This window comes from Bremerella alba, from assembly GCF_013618625.1.
GTDB lineage: Bacteria > Planctomycetota > Planctomycetia > Pirellulales > Pirellulaceae > Bremerella > Bremerella alba.
The window spans coordinates 194,928-208,544 of sequence record NZ_JABRWO010000004.1 but is presented as its reverse complement, the minus strand read 5'-3'; the positions used below and the strand labels follow the sequence as shown (position 1 = coordinate 208,544).

General features: G+C 53.3%; 10 protein-coding genes. 4 read left to right on the top strand and 6 right to left on the bottom strand.

Annotation, left to right across the window (positions count from 1 at the left end; translation table 11 throughout):
• Positions 1–17: 17 nt before the first annotated feature.
• From lepB to HOV93_RS08575, 5 genes are all read right to left on the bottom strand, one after another.
• Positions 18–1,769, bottom strand: a complete 1,752-nt coding sequence (gene lepB, locus HOV93_RS08595; protein ID WP_207396076.1) for a signal peptidase I — start codon at positions 1,767–1,769, stop codon at positions 18–20.
• 161 nt (positions 1,770–1,930) lie between these two features.
• Positions 1,931–3,187, bottom strand: coding sequence for a S26 family signal peptidase (locus HOV93_RS08590; RefSeq protein ID WP_207396075.1), 1,257 nt, complete (start codon positions 3,185–3,187; stop codon positions 1,931–1,933).
• 108 nt (positions 3,188–3,295) lie between these two features.
• Complete coding sequence (lepA, locus tag HOV93_RS08585; protein WP_207396074.1) at positions 3,296–5,110, bottom strand: translation elongation factor 4; 1,815 nt, start codon at positions 5,108–5,110, stop codon at positions 3,296–3,298.
• 93 nt (positions 5,111–5,203) lie between these two features.
• Positions 5,204–6,250, bottom strand: coding sequence for an ROK family protein (locus HOV93_RS08580; RefSeq protein WP_207396073.1), 1,047 nt, complete (start codon positions 6,248–6,250; stop codon positions 5,204–5,206).
• A gap of 251 nt (positions 6,251–6,501) precedes the next feature.
• Complete coding sequence (locus tag HOV93_RS08575; protein ID WP_207396072.1) at positions 6,502–7,665, bottom strand: hypothetical protein; 1,164 nt, start codon at positions 7,663–7,665, stop codon at positions 6,502–6,504.
• Between the two features lie 98 nt (positions 7,666–7,763).
• On the opposite strand from HOV93_RS08575, the gene HOV93_RS08570 reads away from it, so the two are divergent.
• Complete coding sequence (locus HOV93_RS08570; protein WP_207396071.1) at positions 7,764–8,753, top strand: DMT family transporter; 990 nt, start codon at positions 7,764–7,766, stop codon at positions 8,751–8,753.
• Between the two features lie 28 nt (positions 8,754–8,781).
• Here the strand turns inward: HOV93_RS08570 and HOV93_RS08565 are convergent, their stop codons facing one another.
• Positions 8,782–8,985, bottom strand: a complete 204-nt coding sequence (locus HOV93_RS08565; protein WP_207396070.1) for a hypothetical protein — start codon at positions 8,983–8,985, stop codon at positions 8,782–8,784.
• A 607-nt stretch (positions 8,986–9,592) separates the two neighbouring features.
• Between HOV93_RS08565 and HOV93_RS08560 the strand changes: the two genes are divergently transcribed.
• The 3 genes from HOV93_RS08560 to HOV93_RS08550 all read left to right on the top strand — a co-directional run bounded on the left by HOV93_RS08560 (position 9,593) and on the right by HOV93_RS08550 (position 13,438).
• Complete coding sequence (locus HOV93_RS08560) at positions 9,593–10,447, top strand: hypothetical protein (protein WP_207396069.1); 855 nt, start codon at positions 9,593–9,595, stop codon at positions 10,445–10,447.
• A 253-nt stretch (positions 10,448–10,700) separates the two neighbouring features.
• Positions 10,701–11,291 (top strand): FHA domain-containing protein, encoded by a 591-nt coding sequence (locus HOV93_RS08555; RefSeq protein ID WP_207396068.1) that lies wholly within the window; start codon positions 10,701–10,703, stop codon positions 11,289–11,291.
• Positions 11,292–11,383: 92 nt separating this feature from the next.
• On the top strand, positions 11,384–13,438 hold the full coding sequence (locus tag HOV93_RS08550; protein WP_207396067.1) for a serine/threonine-protein kinase: 2,055 nt from the start codon (positions 11,384–11,386) through the stop codon (positions 13,436–13,438).
• Positions 13,439–13,617: the final 179 nt, after the last annotated feature.

Here is a 13,617-nt window from a genome sequence, read left to right as displayed (position 1 = left end):
ATCGCTAGGTCCTACCGTTATTGAATGAACTTCATCCTGCTGAAGTTGGGGAAAAACGGAACTGGCTTATTCTTAGAATGAGGCCAATAGACAAAGAGCGCTTTGCCGATGAGCATGTGCTCTGGCACAAATTGGTGTCCTACCGGAAAGAGGCGACCATCCTGACTTTCGGCACTGTTATCACCCAAGGGAAAGAATTGCCCTTGCTCTAGGGTGAAGATCGCCTCGCGACGCATATCGAAGGTCTTGGTTGTGTCCCAGGTCTCCGGCTTGGTCAGCGCCTCCATGATTTGGTCATCCGGCGGAGCGTTCCAGCCTGGGTGGCCGTCCGCTTCGTAATCGAGCAGCGTACTGGTTTCACGCCCGTGACGGTATTGTCGTCCGTCGGCAATATAGTAAACGTCTCGTAGTACTCGCACACGGTCTAACGTCATTTGAACCGAATCGGTTCCGATACCGACCGGCAGCAAGTCTCCGGGATCTTCTGGACTCCATTTAGGAGAAACAGGTTGCTTGGGCGTGTAGGTTGCCGGTGCATTGAAGCTTACTAGACTTCCGTTGACCCACAATCGAAGTTCGTCATCCGTGTTGGCAAAACGAAGTGAATAGGTGCCTGGACCTCGAATAGAAGTCTGTGCTTCAATCGACCCTTCATGATCAAAAGTAACGGACGACTGGTCGGTGGCGATGGTGGCCTTGCCGGTAGCTACATCGATGTCGCAGCGGAAGTGCGTTCCCCCTTCGACCAGGTCAAGCGAGAAAACGCCTTGTTCTGACTTGATCGTGGCTGTGCACTCCAGCATCAAGTCTCCTACCCAATGTAGGCCAGACGAGGTCCGATGATTGCGATAACGGGTAACGGTGTCCGTGTTATAAGCGCTGAAGTCAGTGATTAATTGGCTGCATTCTTCTCGGGCTTTTTGGGTATCGATAGGATCATTATGTTCCGCGAGTGCCCAATAGCTAAAGGTTCTTCCGTTGTCGGCCAGCACGTGCCGATAACGCAGCCAAGTAGGCTTACCGCTGGGCTGGCAAGTCCAGGCTCCATTCTCTTCCTTCACCCAATCGGCCTGGGTTTCCGTTGGATGGGCTTCCAGGCGGTCGGGGAATCCGGCCTTCTCCAGGATGGGGCAGGGATAATTAGTGTCGTATACCAAACGATGCAAAGTTAATTGCTTGGCGGGGGGCTTTCGTGCGATGCTGAATTCTGTTTCGCCCGGCTTCTTAATGTAGATGTCGCCGTGAAAGATCCGCACGGTTTCGCCAGGAAGACCGATCAGACGTTTAATGTAATTCGTCTGTGGCTCGATTGGATATTTGAAAACAATCACATCCCAGCGGGCAGGATCGGCAAAGTCATAAGCGAACTTGCTGACCAGAATTCGGTCGCCGCTGTACGAAGGGTTGTCGCCGATTTCGGTCAAACGATGGTAGAGCGGATCGATCGCTTCGACGACGTTCTGAAATTGTCGGTTGGTGGTGCGATCCATCTCGCCACTGGCACCAACGGTGTATTCGTATCCGGAATATTCATCCGTCACATCTTTATGACGGCCGAGAAGTGTGGTGGCCATCGAGCCCGTCGGAATGACAAACGCCTCGGCTTCAAACGCACGAAACAGCAAAGCCAGAATCACGGCAACCACAAGCGATTCGATGAATTCGCGCGTGACGGCAAAATGATCTGTATCGCCAGGTTGCTGGGAAGACTTCGAATCGTTCGTCTTCAGAGAGCCTGAATTCGTTTGAGTGCGTTTTTTCTTGGCCATAAATCCGCTACATCTCGCTGAAAATCGGCAGGCGATCTGAGGAAAGGAAATGGACATCAAGCCGCAAACGGATGACCATCAGGGACGCCTGAACTATCCACTATACCCAATCCTGAGATTCAACGCAGCGCTGGTCGTGGGTCTGCTTTTAGGACGGATATCTACTCCGCTAGCACTTGTAAGACCTTGCCACGTAGCTTCTTACGGATGTCGACCGGTCCAAGTTCATATCGCGAATCGTCGGAGACGGGAACGTTATCTCCTAGAACGAAAATTTCGTTGGGGGATAATTCCCGATCAAACGTCCATTCGGTCGGACGTCGTTGGCGACCCAGCCAGACGATGTCGCGGTAGACATTCACCTGGCGAAGGATAGCTTGTCCTCCACTAATCTTCAACGCGAACGGTTGGCTACCAAACTGCATGGTGGCGCTGCCTAAGGGAAAGTACTGTTGCTGCCGATCGCTTGCAAGCTCCAGGAAAAGCTCTCCGTCGTACTCCCCTGCCCTGACAGTTATTCCGGATAAGGTTTCTATCGAAAGAGGCAATTCGACCGATTGTGCTGGGCTGCTTCCTCGAACGATTCCATGCTCGAGATCAACTTCGATACTGGCCGTAAGGTCATCGCCTTGCAAGCGAATCGTGAGTCCCCGAGCTTGCCAATGTTCGCACTTGAACTCGAGCCATAGATCGGACATCGGAAATAGTTCTCGTGAGACACTATGGTTGTAGCCGTAGCTATCCAGTGGCGAGGTATCATTACCTGCAGGGCTTGGCGGTGGCAGGCAGCGATGATGATGGTAGACCAGCCAGTCGTTGTCGTTAGCATGGGTATCCCCGATCGGTGCGAACCCAATAGATCCTCGTCGGACATTCCATCCACTGCCGGACGAGCGATCGCTGAGAAATCGGGGGCTATCCAGCGGTGAGTGGGATTGATCGAAGGCAAGCTGCTTCAATGCCTCTCGTTCTCGCGGAGATTTCCGAATGAGCTGAGTACCTCGGTATAACTCGCCTCGGTGAATCTTGGGGGTTTCTCCCGGCAGGAAAGCGACTCGTTTCACGTGCCATTGCTTGGTATCGGGATTTTCCAGCAAGACGATATCCCAGCGTTCAAGTTGGTCGGGCTCGATTGCTTCCCAGACCAACCCGTCCCCAGGTTGCACAGCCGACGAGTCGATGAGGTTCTCTTGATAGCCGCAATTAGGACATGTCGCACTCTCTGGAAGCTGCATTGCATCGAGTGCTGTTGAATACTTGCAGTTTTCGCACGTCAGTCGATGGTGAGGTCCAAGCAATGCTGGAGCCATCGATCCACTGGCGACCCGATAGATTGGATCAGGCGATGCCGTTGCCCCCGCGAAGCCAGTCACGCATGCCGTGAAGATCAATAGGATCAATAGAGGGCCAAATCGCATTGGCGACTCCAGAGTCAGGGTAAAACTAAACGGACGCAAACGCTTGGCGGGTGGGGCATGCCAAGCGGTATCTCTATATTAGTTGCGTCTGAGGGGTGGGAAGAGTAATTATGTGCGATCTTCGCCGGTTTCCAGCACCGCCATGAACGCTTTTTGCGGAATATCGACTGATCCAATCGACTTCATCCGCTTCTTGCCTTCCTTCTGTTTAGCCCACAACTTTCGCTTTCGAGAAATATCACCACCGTAACACTTGGCGGTCACGTTCTTGCGAAGGGCTTTAACCGTTTCGCGCGCGATGACCCGGTTGCCGATTGCGGCTTGAATAGCCACCTCGAACATATGGCGATCGATTTCGGCCTTCAGCTTTTTGACGACGGCCCGCCCACGACGATCGGCATCAACGCGATCGCAAATGATACTGAGAGCATCGACGCGTTTGCCGTTGACCAGGATGTCCATACGCACCAAGTCCGCTTCTTCATAGCCGCGGATTTCGTAATCCATCGTGCCGTAGCCGCGGGTCGAACTCTTCAGCTTGTCATGCAAGTCGTAGATCACAGCGTCCAGTGGAATATCGTAGACGAGCATTGATCGGGTCGGGGAAAGAAACTCGGTGCGAACGTGAATCCCTCGACGTTCATTACAGAGTTGCATCACGGGTCCGATATAATCAGACGGTTGAATCAGGCTTACGCGAACAATCGGTTGCAGAAACGTTTCGATCTCGCCAGCGTCCGGCACATCCTGAGGTTTGTGAATATCCACCGTGACCCCGTTGCGATCAATGATTTGATAGGTCACGTTGGGCGCGGTCTGCACCAAGTCGATGTCGGCCTCTTGTTCTAAACGTTGCTGTACAATTTCCATGTGCAACAGCCCGAGAAAGCCGCAGCGGAAACCGAAGCCCAGTGCGTCGCTCGTTTCCGGTTCAAAGGTAAAGCTCGGATCGTTGATGCGGAGGCTTTTCAGGGCGTCTCGAAGTTGTTCAAAGTCTTGGCCGTCGGAAGGATACAGCCCGCAGAAGACCATTCGCTTCGGTTCCTGGTAGCCAGGCAGCGGCTTGGCACCCTTGTCACCTTGAACGGTGATCGTATCACCGATATTGACCAGTTCCAGCGATTTGATGTTACAGATGACGTAGCCAACCTGACCAGCGGCCAGTTCATCACGAGCGACCGGACGCGGCGTAAACTGGCCGACCTCTAGCACATCGTGATTCGTTTCCCCTCGAATGAAACGAATTCGGTCTCCTTTTTTTATCGTACCGTTCATCACGCGAACGTACGTAATCGCCCCGCGGAACTTGTCGTAGTGCGAGTCGAAGACCATCGCTTGCAAGGTCGCTTGACGATCCCCGCTGGGAGCCGGAACATGCTCGATGATGCGAGCTAGAAGCGCATCGACGCCTTGTCCTGTTTTACCGCTGATACCGCAAATGTCCGTCGCATCGAGGGCCAAGGAATGTTCGATTTCCTCGGCGACTTCCAACGGCCGGGCATGATTGAGGTCAATCTTGCTCAGGCACGGAACCACTTCCAGGTCGTGCTCCATAGCCATGAAAGCATTGGCGACGGTCTGAGCCTCGACCCCTTGGAAAGCATCCACTAGCAGGACGGCACCTTCGCAGCAGGTTAGCGAACGTCCCACTTCGTACTGAAAGTCAACGTGGCCGGGAGTGTCGATCAGGTTGATCTCGTATTCTTTTCCCTCGTGCTTGTACTTCATCACCACGGCACGGGCTTTAATTGTGATGCCACGTTCACGCTCGACTTCCATGTCATCCAGCAACTGCTCTTTCATTTCTCGCACGCTGACAGTTGCTGTTTTCTCTAACAGGCGATCGGCCAACGTGCTTTTGCCGTGGTCGATGTGTGCGATGATGCAGAAATTCCGAATGTACTTCTGGTCGATGATTGCCATCGTGATGAAGATGCCCTGGGATGGTAGGAGGTTCGAGTGGGAACCCGGCGAATATCCGAATGCTTCGGGTAAACGCCCCATTATACATCAGGACTAGGTTGTCAGGGAATCGCGGTGGGCGACGACGCGGGCCTTGCCGGCAGCCCCCAGATAGCCAGCATCCCCACCCAATCGGGCGAAATCGACCACCGTGTGCTCTGCCGGAACGGGAAATGCCCGGGACTTGACCTCTTGGCGAACCCGATCGAGAAATTGGCATCCCAATTCAGTTTCATGCCCCCCAAAATTAATGGCCCCGCCCAAAATAACAGCCCCTGGGTCGATCGTGTGCATCAGCGAAACGATCCCGATTCCTAGGTAGCGTGCCGTTTCCATCACAATATGTAAGGAAAGACTGTCGCTTTTCTCTGATTCTTGGGCAACCATCAGGGGAGTAAGCTTTTCGCCCCCTTCAATCCGAGCGTGAAGCGAACTCTCCTTTTTTAGGTCCATCGTCAGCGCTTCTTGGGTTCGCTTGATAATAGCCGTTCCGCTGGCATAGGCCTCGAGATGGCCGCGTTGCCCGGTGGGAATCGTGCGGGCATTTTCACTGAAATCGATGATGATATGTCCTAATTCCCCGCCATGGCTGTGTTCCCCATCGATGAGCAAGTCGTCGACAATAATCCCACCACCAACGCCTGTGCCGAGAGTCAGCATGATGATGCTGCGAAATTCTTTGCCGGAACCAAGCCAATATTCACCGAATGCAGCCGCGTTAGCATCGTTGGCATAAACGACCGGGCGGCCCGTTAGTTTCGAGAGGCAATCGCGGATCGGAAAGTTGTAGGAGTTCGGAAGATTGTGGGGCTCGAGAAGCATCCCCCCTTCGATGTCCATCGTGCCAGGTGTGGCCAGGCCGATTGCTGCGATGTTATCCATCGGCCGGCCCACGACATTCATCATCTCCTTGATGACTTCGGTGCAGCGTTCCATGTACCGCTGGGGCCCTTCGGTCTCGTTGGTCGGAATTTTTTGGTATTCGACGGTGTTTCCATGGTCGTCTACCAGACCAATTTTGATATTTGTGCCGCCAACATCCACGCCGCAGAAAAGTGGCAGAGTCTCTTTGCCAGGGGCAATGTGTGGTACGGACGTCATGGAATTGACTCTTTTGAAACAGTGGACGAACGGAAGACCGTGTGGGGAGCGACCTTAATCATATGAAAGGGAGCTTACAGTGGCAATCCGCTCCATTGTTTCACTTTATTCACACCTAAGGTGATCATGCTCTTTTAGTGCGGAGATTGACCGACAGGAGCTTATCGGCAAGATGACAGTACCTATCCATGGAGGATGGAAGGGGTCCCGGTGTACTATCGCGAAGCTACAGTGGATTGAGAAATATTTCGCTAAAAAACGCCCGTGCGGATATCTGTGGAAGAGATATCCATTCGAAATTGAGAGGAGGTAACCGGTTCACAAAGCTTCGCCAGGCTCGATGGCAGGTTCAGCTGTTCGAAAGTCAAGAAGTCGTCTCCAACCACCCGGGGGAAAACGAGAAACTTGCAATTCTGCTGTGCGAACTCACTGATGGCCGCATCTCGAAGCTGCGACGAATTCTGATAGTATCGAGGTTCGGCGATCCGAACGATGGTGTCGGCACCTACCACGAAGGTTGCTTCCGGGAAAATCTTTGACTTGTCTAAGAAGGTTGGGGCCTTGGTCAACCAGCATCGATGCGGTGCCTCGAATTGTTCGGCACGAGACTTAATGTGGAAGAAGTCCAACGGAGGCTTGTCAACGTTTTCGATCGAGATCTCGTAATCAACCGAATGGCCGGTGATCTCTTCGGCCACTTCTGCCATCGTTTGGTGGCCTTCGTGGAGTGGATTGAACGCACCAGGGAATAGGACCCCGCTAAACGACTCTAGGGGGGCGTTCTGTTCCATTTTAGGAACGCACACGGCTGTTCGCTTGTTCAGCAAGAGTTCGGTCCACGAGGGCCAAGCGTTGGCTGTTGTTTCGTCGACGTGTTCCCCTGGCAAGAGATCTAACGGGATTCGATCAGAAATTCCCGTTGCATCGGCCAGTCGGTTGAGCAGTAAAGCGGCAACTACGTTTTCTTCTCGGCCTCGATCTCGCGAGTCCTTGGTGAGAACGAGGGAGGCGATACTGCTACTGACGGCTGTTTGCACCGCAATATGAACTCGATGCTGCCCCTTCTTGGGGCGAAGACTCCGCAAACTGGCGCTGCACCCAATCCCCACAAGGTGCATGTCATCGAGATCTGCTGGAGAAATTCGAGATTGTAATTCGCGAACGCGGAAAAAGGCTCGCATCGCCATGGCTTGAGCCGTCGCCCGGCTGCAATAATGGCTGGGCTTGTAGCGCAGAAAATCTTCGAGGGAAGCGCTAGAGTAGGGAACGACGGCTTCGAGAACGGTGTCCGACGCACCGGGGACGCTCAATAGATTGCTGAGCGCTTCGCTTCCACCGCCAGTGACGACAGCTGCCATTCGCCATGGCGAGCGATGAAGTTGCCGAATAAGTTGACGGGTAATTGTGTCTTTCATTGGCCATTCCCTATCCCATGCCCTCGAAAGAATAGACCGCAAACGTATGACTGTCGACCACACGAGTGTGGTACCTGACCGATTGCATCCTTGAGTATATGACGCAACGAACCTCTCCGAATCCATGGTTAGGATTAATTTGTGGTGTTCTTGCCGCGGTGGGCTACTCGCTGGCGAATATTTGCCTGCGCTGGCTCACCACTTTGGATCCGGTTTGGGTTTCGTTTCTAAAAGCAATTCCCACCGTAGTGTTATTCGCTCCGATTGCCCTCTGGCAGATTCGTACAGGGCGATCACCGATGCCCAAGTTGTCGTCTATCTTTATTCTTATCTTGGCCGCAATTTCCAGCCAGCTTTTGGGCAACGCCATGCTGCAGTGGAGCTTTGGAGTCGTGGGTGTCGCCATGAGCGTCCCACTGTGCCTGGGCACGATGATCGTGGTCGGAGTGATGATTAGCAAATGGTTGTTGTACGAATCCCTAACTCGGTGGCAACGCTGGGGAACGGCTTCCCTGGTGCTGGCTCTGATGACACTAAGTCTGGCCGGAAGAGGTGCCGTTCAGTCGGTCGTGAACGATCCTTCAGGGTGGTTGTTGATTGGGGCCGGTATTGTCGCGCCGATGTTGGCCGGTATTTCCTATGCCTTCTTGAGTGTAGCCATCCGGCGGGGTGTCTCCGGTGAAGTGAGTATGTTCATGACCACCTCACTGATCTGCGCTGTCGGAATGGGGATACTCGGGCCGCTAAGCCTATACACAACAGGGCTGGAAGAAATGGCTCTCACAACTTGGCCCCAGTATGGAGTCTTGTTGATTGCCGGCCTGCTGAACGCGGCTGCTTTCGTCGCACTTACGTTGTCATTTCGATACGCACCCGTCATTATTGGGAATGCCGCGAACTCACTTCAAAATCCCCTCTCAGCACTAGCCGGGGTCATTTTGTTTCATGAGGCATACAGTATCAATCTGATCTTTGGCGTGGTGCTGACAGTGCTTGGTGTGGTGATGATGGGGCTTAGAGAGAAGCCACTGTCGACGCATCCAGAAGAGTTAGAAATAGCATCGGCCGTCGTAGAGGACGGCCGATAGCGACTTATCCGGTTGGGATCGAGATGTCCTAACGACTACTAACCAAATGTTTTCGGCTTGAGTTGGGCGAGACAAAGTGAGCATTCTCGTCTTCTAAGATCTCCAGAGCATGATCCATCCAGTCCGAGAACTGTGCCAGCGAGTCTACAGAGGGTGCCTGGAAGACCACAAAGTTCCCGGTCGGGGTCTTGGGTGGTTCATGAACCAGCTTAAATGGCGTCGAGTGATCCATTGAGTTTTCTCCTATCCGATCGAGCCGCAATTCACAGGAAGAGGTGCTCGTTTAGGTGGACGGCTTCTGGTCTCGACATGACACCGCAACCTTGGTGCCAAGTTCGCACAAATTCTTAATGGGGCGTCGAAATTCTTTCCTAAGGTGAACATTATCAATCAGTTGGGGCTTTTCCCGCTGATATCGTTTTGCGGGCAGCCGAAGTGCACGTTGTGTGGTCTTCAGGCAACGTCTGCCATTTTCATCAACATGTTTCGCACGTGCCTGCCATCCTAACTGTCTGCTCAGCGATCGCAAATTGCAGTAGAGAAGTGCAACTTACTGATCGTGTTAAGGGATACGATTCTAACCAGAGCGGATTTGCTCGCCCCTCGACCGTGTTGGTCGGGGAACATGCAACTTCGCCTATTTCTGCTCTCGTCACTGGAGCCTCTGACAGCATGTCAAAAAACGTGAAAAAAATCCAAAGATCGGCAAATTTGCAGCGAAGTCCTATCTATGCCTGCAAGTTAACCGCTCGGTAACGGCCGTTATTCACGATCCGGAAAGCCGCGCCGGGCAGGAAAAGTACAAGGGTCATTCCGTTTATTTCAGAGAGGGTTGAGTGATGATCAAGAAACTCGCATGCACCGGAGTTGGTGCCGCACTGTTGGCTGGGCTCGTGTTTGGGACGGACACTTACAGCTACATCTCCACGACGGCAAGTCGTGTGAGCGACAACGTCAAAAACAGCGTGCCGGTTGAGTTTGAACTCGATCGGGCTCGTAAAATGATTCAGGACCTGACTCCTGAAATTCGTCGCAACATGCATTTGATTGCGAAAGAAGAAGTTGAAGTGGAAAAGCTTCAATCGCGCACAGGTGATCTGGAAGAGAAGCTGACTACTACCAAGGCGGATATCATTCGCCTGAAGAACGATCTCGATTCCGGTAGCACTTATTTCACTTATGCCGGTCACGAGTACTCGCGTAATGCCGTGCAGACCGACCTAGCCGGGCGATTCGAGCGTTTCAAGACGCAGGATGCTACCCGTGTCAAGTTGGAAAGCATTCTTCGTGCTCGCCAACAGGGCCTAGACGCCGCACGCGCTAAACTGGACGGTATGCTGACCGCTCGCCGACAGTTGGAAGTCGACGTCGAGAACCTGGAAGCACGCCAGAAGATGGTGGAAGTGGCCCAAACATCCAGCAAATTCGCTTTTGATGATAGCCACCTTTCCAAGACTAAGCGTTTGATTGATGACATTAGGACCCGCATCGATGTGGCCGAGCGTATGGTCGATGTCGACGGCGAACTGGCTGGCGAAATCCAGTTGGACGAGCAAGTCGATACCGACATCAGCAATGAAGTTGCGTCGTATTTCGGTCTGGAGATCGAACTGGATGACGAAGAACTAGCCGAAGTTGACACCAAGGCTGCCGAGAAGCTGAGTAAGCGTATCGAGCTTTCTCAGCTGAACTAGGGCATGGATTGACCCTTGGAAATTCTCCAGCGAGGTTGAGATGGCTTCGGCTTAGTAAAGCTGTAAGCCATCTCGGCACGCGCGGAGTACCCGATGTTCTTTTCTCCCGATCTGCGTGGGAGAGGAGCAAGATCGAAGTCGTTCGATCGAATAGGTAAGGGACGGGGGCTTGTGTGATAGACTTAGTATTAGACAACACGAGCAAAAGCGAATGTCCATAGTTGAGCCAAATTTCGCGTATCGAAGAGGGAATGTGAGCGATCGCCTGCAAATGTGGATCGATGGGGTCGGCGGCTACATGCTGCTGCTGGCCGATCGAATTAACGTTGGCCAGGCAATGGCTTCCGCCCAGGTTGATATCCCTGTTATGGGAGATATCAGCCGTCGTCATGCTGCCATCAAACGGAGCGGTGACGAATACATCGTCGAGCCATTGTCGGAAGTAAGGCTTAACGATCAATGGATCGAGGGGCCTTCGCTGCTAAAGCACCGCGATGTGATAACCTTGGGGCGTGGTGTGAAGATGCAATTCACACAGACGCATCCTTTAAGCACATCGGCAGTGTTGAAGATAGTCAGTCGGCACCGAACGGAGCCGGCCTGTGATGGTGTGGTTCTACTGGCAGATTCGCTGCTGATGGGACCGAAGTCAAACAATCATATTGTGTGCTCGAAGTGGCAGCAGGATGTGGTCGTTTATCGGCAGGGAAGTAAGCTGCTTTTGAAATCGAAGACACCACTATTTCAAAGCGATTCGACCCAGCCGGCCACATCGATCAAAATAGGTGAAGCGGTTCAGGGAGAAGAGGTTTCGTTTTGCCTGGAGCCACTTGGCCGGGCATGAAAACAACATTCTGTCACCTTTCCACCGTCTGCGAGGGAAGAGGGACATGAGGTTGCAAACTTATCACATAACCGTTGGCCAGGGACTAGACCATGAACCAGTCGGTAGCCGCCCTTACTCCTGAAAATCAACCGGGGGACGATGAAGTCGGCCCTGCGAATTTAGCCAAACCGAAAGAAAGCCCCATGCGGTTTACTTACAAAAGCGGTTCCTCTCCGTTGGATGGGTACACCATCAAGCGGGGCGTGGGCGCTGGCGGTTTCGGTGAAGTTTATTACGCCACCACTGAGTCGGGCAAAGAAGTCGCGCTGAAGCACGTTCAGCGTAATCTTGAAATCGAAATGCGAGGTGCCAAGCACTGCTTGAATCTCAAGCACCCGCACCTCGTCTCATTGTTCGACATCCGCTACGACCAAGAAGGCGAAGGCTGGATTGTCATGGAGTTTGTCCATGGCGATAGCCTGCAAGACATCGTCGAGCGTCATCCCAATGGCATGCCCCAGGCAGAAGCTCTTTCATGGTTCAAGGCCATCGCATCTGCTGTTAACTATCTGCATGACCATGGCATCGTGCACCGCGACCTCAAACCGGGGAACATCTTCAACGACCAAGGCACCGTCAAAATCGGTGACTACGGGCTGTCGAAATTCATCTCGGTTAGCCGACGAAGCGGTCAGACGGAAAGCGTCGGCACGTTTCACTACATGGCCCCCGAGATTGGCAAAGGGCGTTACGGGCGCGAGATCGATGTCTACGCGCTTGGGATTATCCTCTTCGAGATGCTCACCGGCCGGGTTCCCTTTGAAGGGGAAAGTAGCCAAGAGATCATCATGAAGCATCTCACGGCAAGCCCTGATCTGGGTAACCTGGGAGAGCCATTTCGTACTGTCGTATCCAAGGCGCTTGAAAAGGATCCCGATAAACGAACGAGCACTGCCGAGGATATGCTGGAACAGTTGGGACTGAAAGAGAGCGTCGGATACGTTTCGACAGTCGATACGTCACGCCCTGTAGAGGCCAAGAGTCAGGCTCCGCAAATTACTCCCCAGTCGGAGGTCAAAGCGAAGATTGGCTACGTTGAAGCGCCTTCTGTCAAAGGGGCACTAGACGAGGAGCCGATTGCCCGGGCCGTCACAGGGTTGGCCGATCGTTTCCGCAGTTGGTGGAGCCACAATAACACCAGCATGCCAGTGAAGGTAATCGTCCTGGCCGCGATTGCTTTCGGTATTGTCACGAACTTGCACTTTATTGTGCCGCTCGCATTTGTAGGTGGTGCCGTTTACATGGCTTATCTGTTGATTCGCCTATTGGTGAATACGGCGCAGGATGAGAATCCCGGCGGGACCAGTACGCTTGATAAGAAAGGCTCCAGTGGCCGCTATCATCCCGAAGCGATGCGCCGTAAGCATCGCGCTGCCGAGGACGCCGTTTGGCATCCCAAACGCAAAGATCGCGAGAGAGCAGCCATTTCGGTACGACCGACACGAGAAAAAGTTCGTGAGTTGCTTGGCTCGTTAATCGCCAGTGGTATTTCGGCCGTCTTGATTGCTTTCGTTCTGTTGGCTATTTCTGTTGGTGAGGCAGCTTTTACCAAGACCGCCATATTGACGATCGGGCCGGCCTATGTGTTCTTCACCGGGTTAACCATCCTGGCGTCATGGGCAGTGCTGATTGCTGCCAAAATGTGGGAAGACCGCAGTGGCGATCAAGCGCGACGCCGGATCGTCATGATGATGATTGGCGTGGGGCTAGGGATCGTGGCCTGGTTCGGATCGATGCTTGTATTCACAGGCAGTCCTGGTGCGACGGATATGCAGATGCCGTGGTTTGCGATGGGCGAGCAGTCGTCGGTCGGAGCGTTGATGATCTTTTTCGGCTTGGTCTTTTTGGTACCGCGTTGGTGGAAGTTGGCAGATCCGCTGCGAAGCAATTGGCTCAGTATCTGGAACACCGGCGTATTTGTTATTTGGGCGGGTATCCTCACGGCCTTTTGGCCATTCCTGCAGCCATGGGCCATCATGCTCGTGGGCTCGGTCGCCGCAGCCGTGCAGCTTTCCGCTCCATGGCTTAGCCAAGATCGCCGAGATGCAAAACGCCGACAATACGAACAGGAATTGAAGGAGACCACTGCAAGCGGGGCCCGTTAGAATTCGCTTATTTCCTCGAGTCTGAGATGAAAGATGATGGACGTATCAATGAGTTGGATCGTATTGCTGGCAGGTGCCGGCGTGTTGTTAGTTGGGATACTCGCTTTGGTGATTGTGTTCGCCGCAATTTTTTCTCGGGGACGCCAATAATCGACGGGGGTTGGCGAATAACGCTTAGC